General features: G+C 70.1%; 16 protein-coding genes. 7 read left to right on the top strand and 9 right to left on the bottom strand.

From position 1 onward, the window contains the following. Positions 1 to 17: 17 nt before the first annotated feature. The 7 genes from ACFS27_RS16910 (at position 18) to ACFS27_RS16880 (ending at position 8,834) form a co-directional block, all read left to right on the top strand. Positions 18 to 698 carry a GntR family transcriptional regulator gene (locus ACFS27_RS16910; RefSeq protein ID WP_377185135.1) on the top strand — a complete coding sequence of 227 codons (681 nt, stop codon included), beginning with the start codon at positions 18 to 20 and terminating at the stop codon, positions 696 to 698. Further along, on the top strand, positions 695 to 1,654 hold the full coding sequence (locus tag ACFS27_RS16905; RefSeq protein ID WP_377185133.1) for a carbohydrate ABC transporter permease: 960 nt from the start codon (positions 695 to 697) through the stop codon (positions 1,652 to 1,654). Before ACFS27_RS16910 ends, ACFS27_RS16905 begins: the two co-directional genes overlap by 4 nt. Then, positions 1,654 to 2,475 carry a carbohydrate ABC transporter permease gene (locus ACFS27_RS16900; RefSeq protein ID WP_377185131.1) on the top strand — a complete coding sequence of 274 codons (822 nt, stop codon included), beginning with the start codon at positions 1,654 to 1,656 and terminating at the stop codon, positions 2,473 to 2,475. Before ACFS27_RS16905 ends, ACFS27_RS16900 begins: the two co-directional genes overlap by 1 nt. Then, on the top strand, positions 2,472 to 5,174 hold the full coding sequence (locus tag ACFS27_RS16895) for a family 78 glycoside hydrolase catalytic domain (protein WP_377185129.1): 2,703 nt from the start codon (positions 2,472 to 2,474) through the stop codon (positions 5,172 to 5,174). The genes ACFS27_RS16900 and ACFS27_RS16895 overlap by 4 nt, the downstream gene beginning before the upstream one ends. An 81-nt stretch (positions 5,175 to 5,255) precedes the next feature. Next, on the top strand, positions 5,256 to 6,515 hold the full coding sequence (locus tag ACFS27_RS16890; RefSeq protein ID WP_377185127.1) for an ABC transporter substrate-binding protein: 1,260 nt from the start codon (positions 5,256 to 5,258) through the stop codon (positions 6,513 to 6,515). 42 nt (positions 6,516 to 6,557) lie between these two features. Beyond that, a complete protein-coding gene (locus ACFS27_RS16885) occupies positions 6,558 to 7,424 on the top strand; it encodes a dihydrodipicolinate synthase family protein (protein WP_377185125.1) in 867 nt (288 codons plus the stop codon). Positions 7,425 to 7,439: 15 nt separating this feature from the next. Next, on the top strand, positions 7,440 to 8,834 hold the full coding sequence (locus tag ACFS27_RS16880; RefSeq protein WP_377185123.1) for a sialidase family protein: 1,395 nt from the start codon (positions 7,440 to 7,442) through the stop codon (positions 8,832 to 8,834). Between the two features lie 28 nt (positions 8,835 to 8,862). On the opposite strand, the gene ACFS27_RS16875 is transcribed toward ACFS27_RS16880, so the two are convergent. From ACFS27_RS16875 to ACFS27_RS16835, 9 genes are all read right to left on the bottom strand, one after another. Continuing rightward, the gene (locus ACFS27_RS16875) at positions 8,863 to 10,077 is read right to left on the bottom strand and encodes a sulfotransferase family protein (protein WP_377185121.1); all 1,215 of its coding nucleotides are present in this window, start codon (positions 10,075 to 10,077) and stop codon (positions 8,863 to 8,865) included. A 112-nt stretch (positions 10,078 to 10,189) separates the two neighbouring features. Next, positions 10,190 to 11,848, bottom strand: a complete 1,659-nt coding sequence (locus ACFS27_RS16870) for an arylsulfatase (protein WP_377185119.1) — start codon at positions 11,846 to 11,848, stop codon at positions 10,190 to 10,192. A gap of 62 nt (positions 11,849 to 11,910) precedes the next feature. Continuing rightward, on the bottom strand, positions 11,911 to 13,734 hold the full coding sequence (locus tag ACFS27_RS16865; protein WP_377185117.1) for a glycoside hydrolase family 2 protein: 1,824 nt from the start codon (positions 13,732 to 13,734) through the stop codon (positions 11,911 to 11,913). Positions 13,735 to 13,786: 52 nt separating this feature from the next. Beyond that, positions 13,787 to 15,241, bottom strand: coding sequence for a sulfatase family protein (locus ACFS27_RS16860; RefSeq protein WP_377185115.1), 1,455 nt, complete (start codon positions 15,239 to 15,241; stop codon positions 13,787 to 13,789). Positions 15,242 to 15,266: 25 nt separating this feature from the next. Further along, entirely contained in the window at positions 15,267 to 16,916 is a 1,650-nt protein-coding gene (locus tag ACFS27_RS16855; RefSeq protein WP_377185113.1) for an alpha-L-arabinofuranosidase C-terminal domain-containing protein, read from the bottom strand. Between the two features lie 64 nt (positions 16,917 to 16,980). Continuing rightward, a complete protein-coding gene (locus tag ACFS27_RS16850) occupies positions 16,981 to 17,859 on the bottom strand; it encodes a carbohydrate ABC transporter permease (RefSeq protein WP_377185111.1) in 879 nt (292 codons plus the stop codon). A gap of 20 nt (positions 17,860 to 17,879) precedes the next feature. Beyond that, positions 17,880 to 18,854 carry a carbohydrate ABC transporter permease gene (locus ACFS27_RS16845; RefSeq protein ID WP_377185109.1) on the bottom strand — a complete coding sequence of 325 codons (975 nt, stop codon included), beginning with the start codon at positions 18,852 to 18,854 and terminating at the stop codon, positions 17,880 to 17,882. A 3-nt stretch (positions 18,855 to 18,857) separates the two neighbouring features. Then, the gene (locus ACFS27_RS16840; protein ID WP_377185107.1) at positions 18,858 to 20,366 is read right to left on the bottom strand and encodes an ABC transporter substrate-binding protein; all 1,509 of its coding nucleotides are present in this window, start codon (positions 20,364 to 20,366) and stop codon (positions 18,858 to 18,860) included. A gap of 151 nt (positions 20,367 to 20,517) precedes the next feature. After that, positions 20,518 to 21,684: an ROK family transcriptional regulator gene (locus ACFS27_RS16835; RefSeq protein ID WP_377185105.1), complete on the bottom strand. Its 1,167-nt coding sequence runs from the start codon at positions 21,682 to 21,684 to the stop codon at positions 20,518 to 20,520. Positions 21,685 to 21,916: the final 232 nt, after the last annotated feature.

Raw genomic sequence — 21,916 nt, 5'->3', positions numbered from 1 at the left:
GTGACACAGTGGTCACAGTGAGGCCCTCACGGGCACCCGCGCTCGGCGATCAGCTCGCCGGAGCGTTGCGCGACCAGATCGTGCGGCGCACCCTCGGGCACGGAACGCATCTCGTGGAAGACCTGCTCGCTGAGCAGTACGACGTCAGCCGCGGCCCCGTCCGCGACGCCCTGCGACAGCTGGAGTCGCAGGGTCTGGTCGAGTCCCGGCGACGGGGCTACTTCGTCGTCGGGCTGAGCCAGCGCGACATCGACGACCTGTACGAGCTTCGGGAGTCGATAGAGCTCACCGCCACCCTGCGGGCGATCGAGAACGTCACGCCCGACCTGCTCGCGCAGGGTCGAGAGATCGTCAGGGAGATGACCGCGTGCGCCGACCGGTCGGCGGCCGCCGACTTCGCGGACGCCGACATGCGGTTCCACGCGCTGCTCTACCGGATGAGCGGCAACCGTCGTCTGGTCGACGTGTGGAAGGCCTACGAGCCGCTCCTCGCCAGCCTCATGCAGCTCACGGTCGAGGAGGACGTCGACCTGCACCCGTCGGCGAACGACCACGGCCGGCTGCTCGACCTCATCGACGAGGGCGACGTCGAGCAGGTCCGCGCGGAGCTGCGTGAGCACCTCGACGGCGCACGGGCGCGCATGGCCACCGCCGTGCAGGCGCTGATCGACGACGGCGCAAAGGAGGGTGAGCCGTGAGCGTCGCAGCCGGAACCTCTCACCGGCCGTCCCTGTCCGAGGTACGCGGCGACGACGCGCCGCCCGCACCCGCGCGCCGTCGGCTCGCCGGGGTCGGGCAGTCAAGGGCGCTGCTCGTGCTCGCGATCCCCGCCCTGCTCTTCTACGGGTTCGCGGTGGTCGTACCGTCGGTCCGCGGCGCGGTGCTCGCCTTCACCAACTGGGACGGCCTGTCACAGACCTACGACTTCGTCGGCCTGGACAACTTCGTCCGGATCTTCACCACGCAGAGCTCGCTCGACGCGCTGAAGATGACGCTCGTCTTCGCCGTCTCGGTGACCGTGCTGCAGAACGGCATCGGCCTGCTCCTCGCGCTGGGGGTCAACAGCGGCCTGAAGTCGCGCAACTTCCTCCGCGTGCTGTTCTTCGCACCGGTGGTCGTCACGCCGGTGGTCGTCGCGTACCTGTGGAAGTTCATGCTGACCCCCGGTGGCGCGGCGGACGGGGTCCTCGCCGCCGTCGGCCTCGGCGGGGCGGCGCCGAGCTGGCTCGGTGACCCCGGCTGGGCGGCCGTGTCGGTGGTGATGATGATCGTCTGGCAGCACGCCGGCTACTCGATGGTGATCTACATCGCCGGCCTCCAGTCGATCCCGCAGGAGGTGAACGAGGCGGCGCTCGTCGACGGCGCTGGTCCGTGGCGACTGTTCTCGTCGGTGACCTGGCCGCTGCTCGCCCCGGCTACCGCGATCAACGTCATGCTCACGATCATCGGCGGGCTCAAGATGTTCACCGAGGTGTTCGTGCTCACCGCTGGTGGTCCTGGCGGGGCCACCGAGACGCTCTCCACCCTGCTCTACAAGTCGGCCTTCCAGTTCAGCGAGTTCGGCTACGGCATAGCGCTCGCGCTCGTGCTGGCCCTCGTCGTCGGCGTGTTCTCGGTGACGCAGCAGCGCATGGCGCGAAGGGGGGCCTACTGATGCTCCGCTACTCGAAGCGCGTGTTCGCCCGCGAGATCGTGATGTTCCTCGTGGCCCTCGTGTTCGTCTTTCCCGTCTACATCCTCGTCAACATGTCCCTGCGGCCCGCGAACGACGCCTCGTCGCCCCTCACCCCGGTCACGCAGCCGACGTTCGACAACTTCGTCGCCGCGTGGCAGCAGGCGGGCCTCGCCTCGGCGCTGCTCAACAGCGCGATAGTCACCGTGACGAGCGTGGTGCTCATCGTGGCCATCTCCTCGATGGCGGCGTACCCGCTCGCTCGAGTGCTCTCCCGGCTCTCCACCGCCCTGTTCTGGCTGGTGCTGGCGGGGATGATGATCCCGTTCCAGGTGGCGCTGATCCCGCTCTACCAGACGATGCGCGACCTCGGTCTCCTCGGCTCGCTGGTCTCGCTCATCCTCTTCTACACCGGCAGCCAGGTGCCGTTCTCGGTGTTCCTCTACACCGGGTTCGTCCGCACCCTCGAGCGCGACTACGAGGAGGCGGCCGCGCTCGACGGCGCCGGCACCTTCCGCACGTTCCTCAGCGTCGTCTTTCCGCTGCTCCGCCCGATCACCGGCACCGTCATCATCCTCAACGCCATCACCGTGTGGAACGACTTCCTCGTGCCGCTGCTCTACCTCAGCGGCACGCCCCAGCAGACGGTCACGGTCGCGCTCTACGCGTTCGTCGGGCAGTTCGTCTCGAACTGGCCGGTGGTGTTCGCCGGCCTCGTGATCAGCGTCGCGCCGGTGCTCCTCGTCTACTTCCTCATGCAGAACCAGATCATCAAGGGCTTCGCGGGAGGGCTGAAGGGATGAGCGACCACGGAACAGGAGTCGAGGCCTACGCGCTGCGGGCCGACGGGCAGCACGAGCCGCAGGGCATCGTCGCGGGTCCGGCCTTCTCGTGGCGCCTGCGTGCCGGGCGGCGCGGCGCACGCCAGGTGGCGTACCGCATCGTCGTCACGCACCTGACGCCGTCCGGCGAGACCCCTCGGGTCTGGGACTCGGGCCGCGTCGAGGCGGCGGGGACGGTCGGCGCCCGTTATGCGGGAGCGCCGCTGATCAGCTCCGCCGACTACGGGTGGACGCTGGAGGTGGAGGACGAGCACGGCGTGACGACCACGGCGAGCGCCCGCTTCGCGACCGGGATCGTGCACCGCGACGAGTGGCGGGCCGCCTGGATCGGCCGCAGCCCGCTGGCCCGCCGGACCGCGCTGCCTCCGCAGGACATCGACATCAGCTACACGGTCAACAAGCTGACGCCGGTGCGACGGTTCGTGCGCCATGTCGACCTGGACGACGTGCCCGCCCGCGCCAAGGTGCACGCCTCCGCGAAGGGCGTCTACCGGCTGTACGTCAACGGCCACCGGGTCGGGAACGACGAGCTCGCGCCGGGCTGGACCGAGTACCGCGACCGCATCACCTACCAGTCGTGGGACGTGACCGACCTGCTGCACCCTGGACGCAACAGCATCGCGGCGCTGGTCGGCGACGGCTGGTACGTCGGCTTCATCGGCACGGACCGACGGCACCAGGCCCAGCACTACGGCAAGGAGCCGGCGCTCCTGGTGCAGCTCGTCGCGGACGCGGCGGACGGCGGCCGCGTGGTCGTCGGCACCGACACCGCCTGGCGGGACACCGAGAGCGACATCCTGTACGCGGACCTGCTGATGGGCCAGTACGAGGACTCACGGCGGGCGCAGGCCGACTGGCACCTTCCCGGCTGCGACCTGTCCGGCTGGTCGGACGCCGTCGTGGTCGACGACGACACCTCGCTCCTCACCCCCGAGGTCGATCCGGGCGTCCGCGCGACGCGACGGCTGGCCGCCGTCTCGGTGACGCCGAAGGGCGAGGGCCGGCACATCGTCGACTTCGGCCAGAACCTCGTTGGCCGGGTGCGGCTCACGCTGCGCGGCCAGGCCACGGGCACCCGGGTGCAGCTCGACCACGCGGAGGTGCTCGACGACGGCGAGCTCTACACGGCCAACCTGCGCACCGCCGAACCGGTCGACGTGTTCTGGACCAACGGCGAGCAGGAGCAGGTGTTCGAGCCGCGCTTCACGCTGCACGGGTTCCGCTTCGCCGAGGTCCGCGGTGTCTCGGGCACGCTGGACGCCGCAGACATCGAGGCAGTGGTGCTGCACAACGATGTCGAGCTCGTCGGCGGGTTCTCGTCGTCGAGCACCGACCTGAACCGTCTCTACCACAGCATCTCGTGGTCGCTGCGGGGCAACTTCGTGTCCATCCCGACCGACTGTCCGCAGCGCGACGAGCGCCTCGGCTGGCTCGCCGACGCGCAGGTCTTCGCGCCCACCGCGCTGGCCATCGCCGACGTCGGCCCGCTGCTGAAGCGCTGGCTCCGGGACATCCGCAGCGCGCAGTCCGACGACGGCGCGTTCCCCGACATCGCGCCGCACCTGATCCACCTGCGCGAGGGCGCGCCCGCGTGGGGCGACGGCGGAGTCACGATCCCGTGGCACGTCTACCGCGCGACGGGCGACCGCACGGTGCTCGAGGAGGCTGCCGACTCGATGGTCGCGTGGGTACGGCACATCGAGCGCCACAACCCCGGCCTGGTCTGGCGCGAGCTGGTCGGCAACAACTACGGAGACTGGCTGCAGATCGGCGAGGAGACCCGCAGGGACGTGCTCGCCACCGCCTACTTCGCCCACAGCACCGACCTCACCGCCCGCTCGCTGCGGGTCCTGGGCCGGGACGCGGAGGCCGCGGAGCTCGAGGCCCTGGCCGAGCGGATCCGCGACGTGTACCGGAGGGAGTTCGTCGCCCCCGACGGCACGGTCGCCGGGGACACCCAGGGCGCCTACCTGGTCACGCTCGCCTTCGGGCTGTGCTCGGACGACGCGCAGCGCCGTATCGTCGCGGACCGGCTGGTGACCGCCGTCGAGCGGCGAGACGTGTCGCTCACCACGGGCTTCATCACCGTGGGGCTGCTGTGCCCGGTCCTCGCCGACCTCGGACGGGAGGACCTCGCGTTCCGCCTGCTGCACAACGACCGGTACCCGTCCTGGCTGTTCTCGATCCGCAACGGCGCGACCACGATCTGGGAGCGCTGGGACGGCTGGACACCCGAGAAGGGCTTCCAGTCGGCGCGGATGAACAGCTTCAACCACTACTCCCTCGGCTCGGTCGGCCAGTGGTTCGCCGGGGGCATCCTCGGTATCGGCCAGGCGGAGGGATCGGCCGGGTACCGGGTCATCGAGCTCACGCCCCGGTTCGATCCCTTCCTCGACAGCGCCGCCGGGTCGCTCGAGACGCCTCGCGGGCGCATCGAGAGCCGATGGCAGCGCGACGGCGGCCGCATCACCTGGTCCGTGACCGTTCCCCCCGGGGCGGCGACGACCGCCGTCCTGCCCTGCGGGAGCGGGGCCGACCTCACGGAGGGGGGCAAGAACGCGACGAGCTCGGAGGGCGTCACCGTGGCGGACCACGACCTGGGCCGCACCCGGCTCCGGCTGGAACCCGGCACCTATGACCTCGGGTTCCCGGCGACCTGACCCGCCCTCCCCTCCCCCATCTGCCCACCACGACTCCCCCACCGACGGGGAAGCCCACCCACCTCTTGGAGTCCCAGCACCATGAACTCAAGGAACATCGCCACAGTCGCCGGTGTCGCCGTATCGCTCGCCCTGACGGGCTGTGCGTCCGCGGAACCGACCGCCGGGTCAACCGAACCCACTGATGCCCTCACCATCGCGACGACCTCGAACAACCAGGCCCCGATGGAGGCGGTCATCGAGGCCTACAAGGAGAAGACCGGTCACGACGTGAGCCTGACCGTCTCGGACACCTCGCAGTTCCAGACCACCATCCGCACCCAGCTCTCCAGCGGCACGGCCCCCGACGTGTTCACCGTCTGGGCCGGCGGCGGCAACCCGGGCGCCATCGACGTGCTCCAGGGCGGCGGCTATCTCGCCGACCTCTCCGACCGCGAGTGGGTCGACTCCGTCGACCCGGGTACGGCCGAGACGCTCCAGATCGACGGGAAGACCTACGGGCTCCCGTCCAAGCTCGATGCGATCGGCGCCATCTACGACGTCGCCACGCTGGACGAGCTGGGCCTCGAGGTGCCCACCACCTACACCGATCTGCTCGCCTACTGCCAGGACGTGCGGGACGCCGGCAAGGTCGCCTTCGCTCTCGGCATCCAGACCGACTGGGTCACCCAGCTCATCCCGTACGCCCTTGTCGCCTCGACCGTGTACGGCGAGGCGCCGGACTTCGACCAGCAGCTCGCCGACGGCTCGGCGACGTTCGCAGGTTCCGGCTGGTCCGACGCGTTCGAGAAGTACCAGGAGATGAGCGAGGCCGGCTGCTTCAACGACGACCCGCTCGGCACCGACGTGACCGCCTCGTACAACCTGGTCAACTCGGGTGAGGCCGTCGGCGTCGTCCAGGTGCTGGCCTCCTACCCGCAGATCGCCTCGACGGCACCCGAGGGCACCGACTTCGGGTTCTTCCCGCTGCCCGGCGACGACTCGGGAGCCAACCCGATCCCCCGCGGCATCGGCGTGAGCTTCGCCGTCAACGAGTCGGCGACCAACAAGGCCAACGCGCTCGACTTCGTGGACTGGCTCGCCACCCCCGAGGCCACGAGCGTCTGGTTCGGGGCGGCTCCGGGCATCCCGGCCCTTGGCGACGCGGACGTCGACCTCGACCCGGTCATGCAGTCCGCGTCCGACCTCATCGCGGCAGGCGAGACCGCGCCCATGCCCGACCAGGGCTGGCCCGACGCCAAGCCTCAGTCCGCCCTGTTCATCGGCACCCAGCAGCTGTTCTCCGGCCAGGCGGGGGTCGACGACGTCCTCGCCTCGATGGACGAGGCATACACCGGCTGACGCGACCGCTCAGCCGCTGACGAACCAGAAGAACAGGTACACATGCGTTCGCACGACATCATCACCGCCGTCCCCCTCTCGTTCCGCGCCGACGGCGGCCTCGACCTCGACGGCTCGCGAGCGATCCTCGCGTACGTCGCGGCGTCCGGGGTGCAGGGCGCCCTCGTGCTCGGCACGACGGGCGAGTTCCCTGCCCTGTCGATCGAGGAACGGAACACGGTGGCCGAGCTCGCGACGGAGGTTCTCGGCGACCTGCGCGTCATCGTGCACGTCGGCGCGGCGAGCCGGTTCGAGGTGTCGCAGCTGATCGAGGGAGCCCGGCGCGCCGGGGCCCGCGAGATCGCCGTGCTGACGCCGTACTACCTTCCCGCACCCCCGGACGAGGTGTACGAGTTCTTCCGCGACGTGGTCGCGGAGGCCGAGGGGCTCGACGTCTACGTGTACATGTTCGAGGCGCGCACCGGCATCCCCGTCGACGAGGACCTGATCGTGCGCCTCGCCGGGCTGGACGGGGTGGTGGGCGTCAAGGTGAGCGGCGAGTCGCTCGACCTCATCTCGGCGTTCCGGGCACGGCTCCCGGAGGACTTCGTCATCTACACCGGGGCGGACGGCGACTTCGCGCGCGCCGGCCACGCCGGTGCCGACGGGGTCATCTCCGGCGTCGCCTCGGTGTTCGCCCGGCCGTTCGTCGCGATGCGGGAGGCCCTGCTCGCAGGGGACGAGCAGCGGATCGCCGCCTTGCAGGCGGACATCGACGAGGTCGTCGAGGCCGTGGACGGCTCCTCCGCGCGGATGCGGGCGGTCCACCACCTCGCCGGCCGCCCGGTCGGGGGCAAGCGGATGCCGATCCCCGACCCGGACGAAGAGGTGCGCGCGCGCCTGAAGCGCGCGATACCTACCCACCACTGAAGAGGAGAAGCAGCGTTGCTCTCACACACCTCACGCTCCCGCCGGACCGCCGTCCTGGGTTCGCTCACCGCTGTCGTGGCGCTGGTCGCGACCCTCACGACGGGACCGGCCGCCGCACAGAGCGACGATCCGCCGTTCCGCGTGGTCGACGACCTGATCGACACGACCGACACGGTCGCGCTGGGCCTTCCGCAGCACGAGGGCGCGGAGACCACCACGGTCTTCGCGCCCGGCGCCGACGACCCGAAGTTCAACCACGGCGTCGTGCTCATGCCGTTCAAGGGCAGGCTCTACGCGCAGTGGCAGAGCTCGGCGCTCGACGAGGACGCACCGGACACCGTGGTCACGTACAGCGTCAGCGACGACGGCGACGCGTGGTCGGAGCCGGCCGCCCTCACCGAGCCGCGTTCCGACGGCTACACGTCGAGCGGCGGCTGGTGGACCGACGGCAAGACGCTCATCGCCTATCTGAACGTGTGGCCGGCGGACCTCGACCCCCGTGGCGGCTACACCGAGTACGTCGCGAGCCGCGACGGCGAGACCTGGTCGGAGCCGAGGCGGGTCACCGGTGCCGACGGCCGGCCCGTCGAAGGCATCATCGAGCAGGACGTCAAGGCGCTGCCGAGCGGCCGGGTGCTGACCGCCTTCCACGTGCAGCCGGGCCTCTTCGTCAAGCCCTATTACACCGACGACCCGCTCGGCGTGACCGGCTGGACGCAGGGTGAGCTCGAGAACCAGCCGAACACCGACGCGATGTCGCGCGAGCTGGAACCGAGCTGGTACGTGCGGGAGGACGGCGCCGTCGTCATGGTGTTCCGCGACCAGGGCGGCAGCACCCTCCGCAAGCTCGGCTCGGTGAGCGAGGACGACGGCGAGACCTGGACCACGTCCGTGCTCACGAACGTGCCCGACTCCCGCACCAAGCAGAGCGCCGGCAACCTGCCCGACGGGACCGCCTACCTCGTCGGCAACCCGACGGGTACCCGCGACCGGTACCCGCTGTCGATCCTGCTGAGCGCCGACGGCGAGACCTTCGACACCGGGTACACCCTGCGCGACGCGAACGACCTCCAGCCGCGGCGGTACGAGGGGCTGTACAAGAACCCCGGCTACAGCTACCCCAAGAGCGTGCTCTGGGGCGACGACCTGTACGTCGCGTACGGCACGAACAAGGAGGACGTGGAGATCACGAGGGTGCCCCTGGACAGCATCTCGCTGCGCGAGGCGCCCGACGCCGTCGACCGGCCCGACGCCACTGGCGGGCGGGAGTCGCTCGCCGTCTCCTGGCGGCCTCCGGTCGGCACCGGCGATGCCGCGCTCACCGGCTATGTCGTGACGGCGGTCAACCGGTTCGGGGCCGGCGCGGCCTCAGAACCGTCACACTGGACGACGGTGGACCACCGGGCCTGACGCCGCACCACGGCCAGACCTTGGGGCCCTACAGCTCGACGGCCGGCTCCGCGTCGCGCAGATCGAGGCGGTCCAGCAGGCGGTTGTACGGCGCGAACGTCTTCTCGACCTCGGCGGGGTCCAGGTAGTGGGACAGGTCGTACCGGTGCGAGGGTGTGCCCTTCGGCCTCGCGATCACCTCTGCGAGGTGCTCCTCGTCGCGGGCGCTCCAGGTGGCTCCGATCGCGCCGTACAGCCGAGGGACCTCCGTGAAGGGGTCCGAGCTGAGCCTGTTGTACGGCACGTCCACGATCGAGGACGGCGGCAGCTGCTCGCGCAGCTCCAGGCCGCGCTCGACCTGAGCGACCAGGTGGTCCAGGGCGAACCGTCCGATCACCTCTCGGTCCGTGTCGTGCTGGTACATCCCCCAGAACGTCTCCACGAGGCTGCAGAACGACCCGATGACCGCGACCGGGTCACGGTGGGTCCACACGAACGTCGCGTCCGGGAACACCTTCTTGATGGCGTCCATGTCCTGCAGGTGCGCCGGGTACTTCAAGAACCACCGCTTGCGCACCCGCCCGTGCTGCAGCACCTGCAGCCCCAGCTTGAGGTACTCGTAGTCGCCGGTCACGTCGCGCTGGGCGGCCCAGGCGCTGTAGGACGGCATCAGACCGTGCAGGATCGGCCAGTGGCTCCCGTGCGGCAGGAGGAACATCGACTCCTCCGGCCTGTCGATGCTGATCGGGTGGATGTGCGGGATGTCGGGCGCGAACCGTTCCATCATGGCGGCCCCCTGCTCGAGCTGCTTGATCAGCTTTCGAGCCGCCTGCGGGTCGTCCAGGCCCGTGTTCTGCATCTCCCACAGCAGCGGAGCCCTGTGGTCGGGCGAGACGGACAGGACCCGGTGGGCAAGGGTCGTCGCGGTGCGCGGCAGCCCGCACACGATCACGGGCGCGGTGATCGGCTCGTCCGCGACCTGCGGGTGCTCCGCCAGCACGCGGTTGACCCGCAACCGGTTGGCATACCTGCCCTTGACGTCGCTCATGACGAGGAACCAGCCCAGCGGCGAGAGCCGGGGAATCTCGGCCGCCGCCTCGACGACCATGCCGAGGCCCTCGGCGAACTGCCGGTCGGCGGTGCCGGCCTCCTTCTCGACCTGCACCACCGCCTGTGCCCAGGAACGGGCAGGGTCCCGGTATCCCTTGATGACCGGGGCGAGCACGGTGTTCAGCACACGGGTCGTACGGGGAGTGCGGCTCACACGTTCTCCTGGGTTGTCTTCGGGACTACTGACGCAGAAGCGACAATAGCGACATGCCGCACCTGTCGGCGCAGCTTCACCGCCTCGGATCAGCTCCCGCGAAGGTCGGGCGTCAGCGCTGCCGGGCGATCCACGACGGATGGGCGTCGCGCACCGCGATGACCTGGTCACGGGGCAGCACGCCGCACCGGTCCGCCCAGGTCTGGTAGGCGCGAGCGAGCTCCGCCACGGTCTCCGGATGGTCCGCTGCCCGGTCCCTGGTCTCGGTGCGGTCCGCTTCGATGTCGTAGAGCTCCCAGTCACCGGGGTACTTGCGGACCAGCTTCCACCGTCCGCGTCGCAGCGCCGCGTTGCCTTCGTGCTCCCAGTACAGCGTGTGCCCCGGGTCGGTGCGGTCCGTGCGCCACGCGTCGAGCATGCTGCGTCCCTCCGGCGGCAGCGGGGCACGGTCCGGGTCGGAGTCCTGGCCGGTGTCCGGGCCACGGTCCGGGCCGGAGCCCGGGTAGTCGACGCCGGTGGCGTCGAGCACGGTGGCGAGGATGTCGGGGAGCTGGAACGGCTGCTGACGGATCACCCCGCTCTCGGCGATCCCCGCCGGCCAGTGCACGACCAGTGGGGTGGCGATGCCGCCCTCGTGGACCCAGTGCTTGTACTCGCGGAACGGGGTGTTGGACAGGTTCGCCCATGCCCTGCCGTAGCTGCCGTAGGTGGTTTCCGGGCCGGGCAGGACCCCGGGCACGTTGCCACGGTAGATCCGCTCGCCGCGGCGTGTGCGCACGCGCATGGAGTCGATCCGGTCCCCCACCTCGTCCATGTACCCGGCGCCCTGGCCCTCGGCGCACCCACCGTTGTCGGAGAGGAACAGGAAGATGGTGTCGTCCAGCTCGCCGGCGTCGTCCAGGGCCGCGACGATGCGCCCGATCCCGCGGTCCATGGCCTCGACCTGGGCGGCGTAGACCTCCATCCGGCGCGCCTCCCACGCGCGGTGCTCCGTGTCCGCCCACGCGGGGACCTCCGGGTCGCGGTCGTTCGGGGTCCAGGCCGGGTCGAGGATCCCCTCGTCCACGAGACGCCGGTGACGCCGTGCCCGGAGCACGTCCCAACCGGCGTCGTACCGGCCGGCGACCGCGGCGACGTCGTCGTCGGGTGCGTGCAGCGGCCAGTGCGGGGCGGTGAACGCCGTGTACAGGAAGAAGGGCCGGTCGTCGGCCCGGCCGGTCGCATGGTCGGTGATGAAGCCGACGGCGGCGCCGGCGATCGCCTCGGTGTAGTAGAAGTCGTCGGGAAGCTCGCTCTCCGGCACCGGGGTCTCGTCGCGGTGCAACGACGTGGGGTTGAAGTAGTTCGCCGCACCGTCGATCGTGCCGAAGAAACGGTGAAAGCCACGCCGTGTCGGCCAGGCGGCGTCGGGCTCCGCACGCGAACCGGTGAGGTGCCACTTGCCGGCCATCCACGTCGAGTACCCCGCGGCTCCGAGCACTTCGGCCAGGGTCACGCACCGGTCGTTCAGGACCCCCGGGTACGCGTCGGGCAGGTCGGCGTAGGTGAGCACCCCGACCCCGGTCTGGTGCGGGTGCAGCCCCGTCAGCAGGGAGGCGCGGGAGGGTGAGCACCGGGCGGTGTTGTAGAACTGCGCCATGCGGACACCGTGCGCCGCCAGCCGGTCCAGGTTCGGGGTGGAGATCTCACCGCCGTAGCAGCCGATGTCGGAGAACCCCATGTCGTCCGCCAGGACGAGGACGACGTTCGGACGCGAGATGGGACGAGACACGAGAGCGGCCTTTCGAGACGTACGTGGAACAGGACGACGAGCTCGGCAGCTCTCGGCCGGTGCTACTCCCTCGCCTCGCGTCGAGCGGCGTCGATCGCCTCGGCCGGTACCGAGCGGGCCGGCCGGTGCAGGATCGCGCGGACCTCCTCGAACGGGATCTTCGGCTCGCGCCCGGCGGTCAGCAGCCCGTTGGTCTCCTGCTCGGTGTCCGTGAGCTGCGTCCAGCAGAACCCCGCCACCTCCGGGCTGTCGAGCACCGCGTCGACGATGTCTCGAACGCGCTCCTTCAGCTCCCCGGCCGATGCGACGGTCGCGTACCCGTGCCATGCCTCGTCGTCGCGCGGGCGGAGGCTGGTGCCGCCGATCTCGGTCAGCATGACGGGCTGTCCGCGGTACACGGGGTCACCGAGCAGCGCCGTGCGGCGTGCCGGTGGCCGGTCGCCGAGGATCCGGTCCATCCCGTCCCGGTCGGCGTAGCGCTCCCGGAACGGCTCCCCGGTCGGGGCGTAGTCGTGCAGGCCCCAGATGTCGCTCTCGGTGTGCTCCCACCCGTCGTTCGAGATCACCGGCCGGTCCGGGTCGAGCGACTTGGTCAGATGGTAGAGCGCTCGTGTCAGGGACCGCTGGGCCTCGACGTCGAGCCCGTGCCAGACGCCCCAGCTCTCGTTGAACACCACCCACGTGATCACGCTCGGGTGGCTGCGGTCTCGTTCGACCAGCTCCAGCCACTCGCGGGTCAGTCGCTCCACCATCCGGTTCGAGTACTCGTACGCGCTGGGCAGCTCGTCCCACACGACCAGGCCGAGCCGGTCGCACCAGGCCAGGAACCGGGGGTCCTCGATCTTCTGGTGGATCCGGACCCCGTCGAACCCGAGCTCCTTGGCGAGCTCGACCTCGCGGCGCAGCGCCTCTGCCGACGGAGCAGCGAGATGGGATCCCGGCCAGTAGTTCTGGGCGAGCACGAGGCGCAGGTAGCGGGGCTGCCCGTTGAGCAGGAACCGGCCGTCCTTGATGCCGACGCTCCGCAACCCCACGTACGACCGGGCCGCGTCGACGACCTGGTCGCCGTCGCGCACCTCCACGACGGCGTCCAGCAGGGTGGGACGTTCCGGGCTCCACAGCAGCCGCGCCAGCTCCATCTGGTGCCGGGCCGCCGGGAGCGAGATCGCCCACCGGTCGCGGCGGCGTCCGGTGCGGAAGGCCTGGACCGCGAGCACCTCGTCGTCGAGCGTCACCGTCACGTGGACCGTCACCGGCGACGTCGGCACGCGGGAGAGCTCGACCTCGCACACCACCGCCGCGCCGGGGACGTCCGGCGTCCAGTGCACAGCCCGCACGTGCAGGTCGGGTACGACCTCTGCCCAGACCGGCTGCCAGATCCCGGTCGTGCGGTGGTACCAGATCCCGTGGGGCTCCGTGCGCCAGTCCTGCTTGCCCCGAGGCTGGGACGGGTCGTCCCGCTCGTCCTCGGCCCGCACGACGATCACCTGCCCACCGGCGGGTACGAGCGCTTCCGTGACGTCGAGCGTGAACGGCGTGTGACCTCCCTCGTGGTCACCGACCCGGACGCCGTTGACCCACACCCGCGCCACGTAGTCGACCGCCCCGAAGTGCAGGAGGAGCCGTTCCCCCGGACCGGGGACGCGGTCCAGCGACACCTCGCGGCGGTACCACACGACGGAGGGGCAGTCCGGGTCGTGGATGCCGCTCAGCTCGCTCTCCGGAGGAAAGGGCACGGTGATGGTCCGGTCGAACGGTGCGGCGTCCTGATGCCATCGGTAGCGCACCCCCTGGTCCTCTGCGTCGGTCGCGAACCCCCACGGCCCGGTCAGGTCCTGCCACCGCGGGCGGACCAGCATCGGGCGGGGGTAGTCCAGATCGGTCACGTCGGTTCCCCTCGTCGTCGTGTCGTCCTCGTGTCGTCCTCGGGTGTTGCGGTCACCAGTGGGCGAGCCGGCGGTTGCTCCGGTCCTCGACAGCCACCAGGACGTCGATGAGCTTCTCCTGCAGGTTCGCACGTGTGGGCCAGGCGGCGCCGTCCTCCCACAGGTTCGTCAGCTCGTCCGGGTCTGCCTCCAGGTCGTACAGCTCACCCGTCCGGGCGCGGCCCGACGCCGGCGCTCCGTGGTGCACCACGAGCTTCCACCGGTCGTGCCGCAGCATCGTCACGTGCACGGCGGGGTCGTCGGGGTGCCCGCTGTCGCGGTACTGGCACAGCGCCCAGTCGCGCCAGTCGCCGTCTCCACCGCGGATCAGCCGCTCAAGGCTGTCCCCCTGGACCGACGCCGGTACGTCAACGCCTGCCGCCTGCAGGAGCGTCGGTGCGAGGTCGATCCACTGCACGAGCTCGCCGCGTCGGTCTCCCGGGCGCGCGACGCCGGGCCACCGGACGACGAGGGGTACGCGGACCGCGCAGTCGTACATGAACGGGCCCTTGAGCATGAGCTGGTGGTCGCCGAGCATCTCGCCGTGGTCGCTGGTGAACACGACGACGGTGTTCCCGGCGAGCCCTTCGTCCTCGAGCGCGTCGAGGATGCGGCCCACCTCGTCGTCGACCAGGGAGACCATCGCGTAGTACGCCCTGCGGACCTCGTGCAGCTCCTCGGCGCTGTACGAGGTGTAGCCGCGGGCGTGCCCGCCGTACGACGCGTGCGACGCCTCGGTCTGCACCGGAGGTTTGCTGTCGAGCTCGCCGGGGCGCGTGACGACCGGCGGGAGGTCCACGTCGTCGTAGCGGCGCAGGTACTCGTCGGGGGCACCGAAGCCGTGGTGCGGGTCGAAGAAGTTCGCCACGAAGAAGAACGGCTTGTCCTTCTCCCGGTCGGAGCGGAGGAAGTCGATCGTCTCCTCGCCGATCCAGTGGCTGTAGTGCGCCTGGGTCGGCATGGCATCGAACTTCGCGCGCTCGTCCAGCGCCGCCGCGTACAGGTCGGGGTGCCGGGCCCTCAGCCACCGGTGGTAGGCGTTCTCGGACGAGCCCGGATACGGGTCGTGCGCCCAGCGGAACACCCGGAACCCGTCGTCCAGGCGCGGCTCGGTGCGCCCGGCGAAGGCCGAACCGAGGTGGAGCTTCCCCACCAGCCCGCAGTCGTATCCCGCGTCCGCGAGATGCCGGGAGAACAGCTCCTTGTCCGGTGCCAGGTCGACGCCGTTGGCGTGCAGGCCGTGCGCGGACACGTACTGACCCGTCATCAGGCTGGCTCGCGACGGCGCGCAGACAGGGTTCTGGACGTAGCAGTTCTCGAAGACCACACCCTGCTCGGCGAGCCGGTCGAGGTTCGGTGTCGACACGGCAGGGTTCCCGTACGCCCCGACCATGTCGAACCGCTGCTGATCGGTGCTGATCAGCAGGATGTTCGGACGCGGCACGTCAGCGCCCAGGTCAGCGCTCATCTCAGTGCCCATCTCAGTGCCCATCTCAGTGCCCATCAGGGTCAAGGGTCAGCACGTTGACCGAGTGCGGCGGGATCAGCCAGCCACCGTCCGTCGCCTCGACGCGGCCGAGGTCCCGGACGCCCACCACGTCCGGCGCCCCGAGGCTGTTCGACGACGTGACCTCGGCATCCGCGCCGATGCTGCGGACGAGCGCGGACCGAGGCGTGCGGTCCGCCTGCCCGTCGAGCACGGGACGGAACCGGATCGCCTCGTCGCGATGCCGGTTGATGACGGCGACCCGGACGGTCCCGTCCTGGGCGCGGGTGGCCGAGACATCGATGTACGGCACCGTCATGGTCGCGGTCTGCAGCCCTCCGGACGGCAGGCGGTTGTCGCCCTGCGGGACCGACGCGGTCCGGGAGGGTCCGTCCACCTCCGCGCGCAGCGCGATGCGTCCCAGGTGCCGGCCGTACAGGTGCCACACGGGATACAGGGCGGACCCGAACGCGCCTCCGGGGCGGGCGACGACGATGCCGTTCGCGTTGACGAGGTTCACGGGGTTCGCCATCGTCACCGCCGTGTCGTGCCCGGTGGTGCGGTGGATCGCGTGGAAGACCCCTGCGCTGAACAGCGCGTCGCCCACCGTGCGCGGCGCGTAACGGTTCACCCGGAGCCCGTCGGGCCACCCGCCGACCCCGGGCGTCTCGCGCGCCGCGACCCCGCCGTCGGCGCCGGCGAGAGGCGCCGACCAGGACGTCGGCTCGAGGTGGCGCATCGTCCACTCGTCGAGGGCGATCTGCGGGGGCTTCGCCAGACCGAGCTGGTCGGCGAGCCCGGTGACGAGGCGGGAGTACGTGCTCATGCCCTGCTCGAAGTACAGCGACTGCGCGACGATGTTCTCGTAGTCGTCGCCGGTCCACAGCTGCGTCGTCGCGCCGTAGAGGTGCAGCGAGAGGTAGTCGAAGTACGTCCCCGCGTGCTCGAGCGCCGCGCGTGTCCAGTGCTCCTGGTCCCACGGGATCCCGACGCCGATGAGTTTTAGCTCAGGGTCGACCAGCCGCATGAACCGGGCGTGCTCGCGGGCGGCGACCCCGTACTCCTCGGCGGTCCGGTGCCCCATCTGCCAGGGGCCGTAGACCTCGTTGCCGACACCCCAGTAGCGGACCTTCCACGGCTGCTCCCGGCCGTTCGTCCGGCGGGCCCGGGTGAGGGTGGTGTCCTGGGTGGCGTTGGTGTACTCCACCCACCGCACCGCCTCGTCGACGTCGCGGCAGGAGTGCACCAGGTACGGCTCGGCACCGACCGCCTCGGTCCACGCGAGGAACTCGTCCGTGCCGAACCGGTTGGTCTCGGTGTCGCCCCAGGCGAGGTCGAGCCGGGTCGGGCGTTCGTCGCGCGGACCGATGCCTTCCTCCCATCGGTACCCGGAGGTGAAGTTCCCGCCCGGCCACCGGATCGGGCCGGCCGCGAGGTCGCGGACCAGCTCGAGGACGTCGCTGCGGACGCCGTTCAGCAGGCCCGGCTCACCGACCGACAGCGGCGACCCCTCGTCGAAGACACCGCCGTCGATGTTCCCGAAGAACGCGGACTCGAGGAAGTGGCCGTAGACACCGTCGTCGATCGTCCCCAGTGGCCGCATCGTGTCGATGGTGACGCGGGCCTCACGTCGTGCGGTGCTGTCGTTGGTCGGCATGTAGGTGGTTTCCTCCTGTGGGTTGCGGCTTGTACTGCACTCAGCTCTGCGCTCAGTACCGCGCTCACTGCTTCACGGCTCCCGCGATGCTGTCGACGAACTTGCGCTGGAGCACGACGAACACGACGACCACCGGGATCAGGGAGATCACGGCGGCTGCCGCCATTCCGGACCAGTCCTGGCCGTACTCACCGACGAACACGGTCATCCCGATCGCCAGGGTGCGCAGGTCCGGCTCGCTCAGGGTGAACACCAGCGGCAGCAGGTAGGTGTTCCACGCGAACAGGAAGGTCAGGATCACGACGGTGGCCGTGATCGGCCAGGCCATCGGCATCATGATCTGGAAGAACGTGCGGAACGGGCCCGCACCGTCCAGCTTCGCGCTCTCTTCGAGCTCCTTCGGCAACCCGCGGAAGTACCCCGCGTACAGCAGGGTGGACGCGATCTGCCCGCCGGCACCGAGCCCGAGGATCACACCGGCGTGGGTGTTGAGCAGACCGAGCTGGTCGGTCAGCTGCGTGACCGGGATGATCGTGTATCCCTCCGGCAGGAAGAACGTCACGAGGAAGACCCCGATGAGCAGCTTCTTCCCTGGGAAGTCGTACCTGCCGAGCACGTATCCCGCGAGAGCGCTGCGGACGACCACCACCAGGACCGTCCCCGCGGTGATCAGCACGGTGTTGACGAAGTAGGACGCGAACCCGGCCTCGGTCCAGGCCCGCAGATAGTTCTCCCACACGAACTCGTCGGGGATGAGGTCGAGCCCGCTCCCGAAGATCTCGGACGAGTCCTTCACGGAGGCGGAGAGCAGCCAGATGAACGGGTAGATCCACACCAGCGACAGGACGAGCAGACCGACGAAGGTCAGTATCCGTCCCGGTCGCAGCGGCCTGCGGCGTCCGAGCCGGGCGGGCGTACGCGTGCCGCTCCGTCGTTGTGTCACCGTTCGTGTGTCCGTCGCGGTCACGATCCGCCTCCCATCCGGGCGCGTGCCCACCGCACGCCGACGCCCTGTGCGACCGCGAGGACCACCGTCAGCAGGCCGAACAGCACGGCGGCGGCAGACGCGTAGCCGAGCTCCGGAACCGTCGCGGCGAAGGCAGTGCGGTAGATGAAGATCTCGATCACCTCGGAGGAGAAGGCGGGACCACCCGCGGTCAGCGTCTGCATCAGGTCGAAGACGTTGAGCGCGCTGACGGTGTCGATGAGGGTGATGATGACCAGGAACGGCACGAGCAGCGGCAGCGTGACGTGCCAGAACTCCTTGCGCCCGTTCGCACCGTCGAGCATCGCGGCCTCGTGCACGTCCTGCGGGATGGTCTGCAGCGCGGCGAGCCAGTAGATCATCGTGATGCCGAGCCATTTCCAGACCCACACCGCGATGCCCGCGTACAGGGAGGTGCCCGCGTTCGCGACGAGGTTCGTCGGGCTCTCCGTGAACCCCGCCCACACCAGCCCGAGGCTGATCGGGCCGTTCGCGTCGAGCAGCAGCGTGAAGACGACGCCGATGATCGCGCCGGTCGTCACCACGGGGAGGAAGAACAGCGTCCGGAAGAAGCCCGAGAACGGCGTGCGCTTGCTGTTCAGCCACAGCGCGAGCAGCAGCGCCAGGCCCACGCGGACCGGGACGGCGATCACCAGGAACAGCAACGACTTGCCGAACGCGTTCCAGAACTGGACGTCGGTCAGGAGCCGTTCGAAGTTCTCGAGACCGACGAACTGGCCCGACACCGCGAAGCCCGGCCAGTCGAGCAGCGCGTACCACCACGACGCCAGCAGCGGGTAGATGGTGTAGGCGCCGTAGCCGAGCAGGGTCGGGAGCAGGAAGACGTAGATCCACCAGATCTCGCGGAAGCCTCGCTTCCGCTTGGGGTGTGCGGAACGCGCGAGCCCGTTCGTGCCGGGTGCGGACGGCGGCGCGGAGGTCGTGATCGTCATGGGTCAGCGCGCCGCGTAGGCGGCCTGGTCGTAGTCCGTCGCCGGGTCCCAGTTGGCGAAGACCCAGTCCTCGAGGCCGACGACGGCGCCGTCGTCCTGCACCACCTTGATGGCCCGGTCGCGTTCGGCGCTCATGGCGTCGTTGAGCTTCGTCAGCTCGGCCTTGATGCCGCCGCCGCTGCCGGTCAGGACTGCCTGCGCCACCTCCCCCAGGTTCGGGTGGATGTCCTTCATCTCGGCGGCCACTCGCCACGTCGACGGGTTGCCCGCCTCTGGCACCGGGGCGATGCGCACGTCCTTGGCCAGATGCTCGATGTTGCGGGCGTAGGCGGGGTGCACGTCGGCCTCCGCGACGACGTCGATGAGGGCCGGCGGCTGGTCCATCGCCGAGGCCAGCTGGACCTGGAACTCCCTGGAGCTCATCTGCAGCAGCAGCTCCGCTGCGTCTGCCGCCTGCTGCGACTCCTTGTTGACCCAGAACACCCCGACCCCTGGGCCGCGGCCGATCGGGTTGCGCGTGGTCTCGGCGCCCGGCAGGCGCCACGCGTCGATCCCGCGCTCGACCGCTTCCGGCTCGTCGACCATGAGGCCGCCGATGATCCACGGGCCCCACGGGTAGATGCCCGCCTCGCCGGCCGCCCAGCGTGCGCGGGCGTCCCTGGCCCCCATGGACGCCGACGACGGGTGGACGACGCCGTCCTCCTGCAACGACACGAGGAACTCGAGGGCGTCGACGAACGGCTGCGAGCTGAAGACGTACTCCCCCGTCCGCCAGTCGATCGTCCCGGGCGCCCCGGCGCTCTGCGCGAGCGCGGTCACAAGGGTCGTCAGGTACGGGACCTCCTTCAGCGGGATCACGAGACCATGGACACCGGTCTTGTCGGTGATCCGCTTCGCCGTGGCGCGCAGGTCGTCCCACGTGGCCGGGCTCTCGGCGGGGTCGATGTCGGCCCTGCCCACCAGCTCCGTGTTGACCCACGGCGTGGCCTCGTGGAAGCGCCCCGAGAACAACGGCACCGAGTACACCTCGCCGTCGAAGCGGTGGATGCCGTCGAACAGCTGGTCGCCCAGTGCGCTGCCCTCGAAGTCGGCGTGTGCGCCGACCGACTGGAACCAGCCTTCGCTGACCAGCGCCGCCGGTGTCGCCTGGAGACCTGCGAGGGAGTGCACGTCCGGCATCTGGTTGCTGCGGCGAGCGACCTGGATGGCCTGCGCCAGGTCGTCCCCCTCCATCTGGCGCCGCTCGATCGTGACACCGCTGTTCGCCTTCATGTACGGCTCGAACAGACTGGCCTCGAGCATCCCCGTCAACGGGCGGAACTGGTCCCACCACTGCAGGGTGCCGTCATCCTGCGCGGCTTCCTCGGCCGACTGCCCGCCACCGGTGCAGGCGGCGAGCATCGCCGTGAGGCTACCGACGCCGACGGCTCCCAGGAACCCGCGTCGTCTCATCTCGAAGGCCCCACCCCAGGGTGCGGCGACTCCGCTGGCGCCGTGCATGCTGCTGGTCATGGTCGTTTCCTGTTCGTTCGGGGATCAGTCGTGCACCTGGTCGAAGGAGCTCAGAGAGACGTCGTCGTCCATCTCTCCGACCGGGTACATCGACGCGATCCAGTGGTAAAACCGGTGGTAGAAGTTGTCGCCCGCGGCCGCGCGGACGCGGTCACGCCGTCAGTACGTTCTCGTCGTGTGCCGACCTGGACGTCGAGCGACGGCCGACCGGGATCGAGCGGTCCCGCAGGACCAGCGCGACGCCGCCGAGCGCACCATCGAGGTTGCCGAGCTCGGCCGTGCGAATCTGCAGCCGTTCGGTGCCACCGCCGTGCGCGTGGCGCACGACCATCTGTCGCACCGCGCGCACGAGGCGGTCACCGACCTGCGCCAGTGCACCGCCCAGGACCACGGAGGAGATGTCGAGGATGCTGCACGTGTTCGCCAGGACCAGTCCGATCCGGGCACCCGCATCAGTGGTGACGGCCAGCGCCCGTGGTTCTGCGCGGTCCAGAGCTTCCGTCAGGTCGCCGACGGACGCTGCGCCGGCGCGGGCGAGCACCGCACCCAGCCCGACATACGCTTCGAGGCAGCCCCGGTTCGCGCACCGGCAGACCGGCCCGTTCGGATCGACGCAGACGTGCCCGAACTCGCCGGCGGAACCGGTGTTCCCCAGCCGCGGTTCGTCGTCCACGATCAGCAGGCCCCCGACGCCCTCGGAGAGCCGGAGGTAGACCAGGTCCGGCATGTCTCGTCCCGCTCCCCAGGAGAACTCGGCGAGCCCGGCAAGGCGTGCGTTGTTCTCCACACGGACCGGCACCCGGTACCTGTCCCCGAGGCACCGTTCGACACGTTCCACGACCCTGGGACGTTCCGAGATCGCACCGGGCACGCCCGACCCGATGGCGATCAGCGTCAGCGGGGTCACGACGAGCGCGTCGATGAAGCCGATCGCCGTTGCCAGCCGCCGCTCCCACGGCTCGTCATGGTTGTGCTCGCGCACCCTCGACCCGAGGACCCGATGGGTCACGTCGCAGACCACCACCGTCACGCGGGTGTGGCTGAACTCCACACCCACGATGACGCGGGAACCGGGGTTCAACGTCAGCCGCTCCGGGGTCCTGCCGACGCCAGAGGTCTCCACGACCGCATCCGAACGAACGATGAGCCCGGATCGTCGGAGGTTGGCGGTGATCGCCGAGATCGTCGCCCGCGAGAGGCCTGTGCCTGCGGCGATCTGCGCACGGCTCGCGCTGCCCTGCACACGGAGCAGGTCCAGCACCTGAGCCTCGTGCTGTGCGCGCGGAGATCGCTGCGAACGGAGTGTCGTCTTTGCCACGACGCCAGGATGAGAAGCCGATTCTCATTACGTCAATAGAATGACGGAAGTTCTGCACAAGCCTCGACACAATTCGACAGAAGGTCTTGAACGAATTCCGCACGTGGTTACGGTGTCGGACATCAGCTCCCCATCACAAAGGAGTGCTGTCGAGGAATTCAATGGATTCGGTGCTCGCGTGACCTCGCCGGGCGGACAGCGAGGCACGGTCCGGCACCGGTCGTCGCCCGTG

This window comes from Promicromonospora vindobonensis, assembly GCF_042685865.1.
GTDB lineage: Bacteria > Actinomycetota > Actinomycetes > Actinomycetales > Cellulomonadaceae > Promicromonospora > Promicromonospora vindobonensis.
The sequence above is the reverse complement of the archived record's forward strand: the minus strand, read 5'-3'. Positions and strand labels throughout refer to the sequence as shown.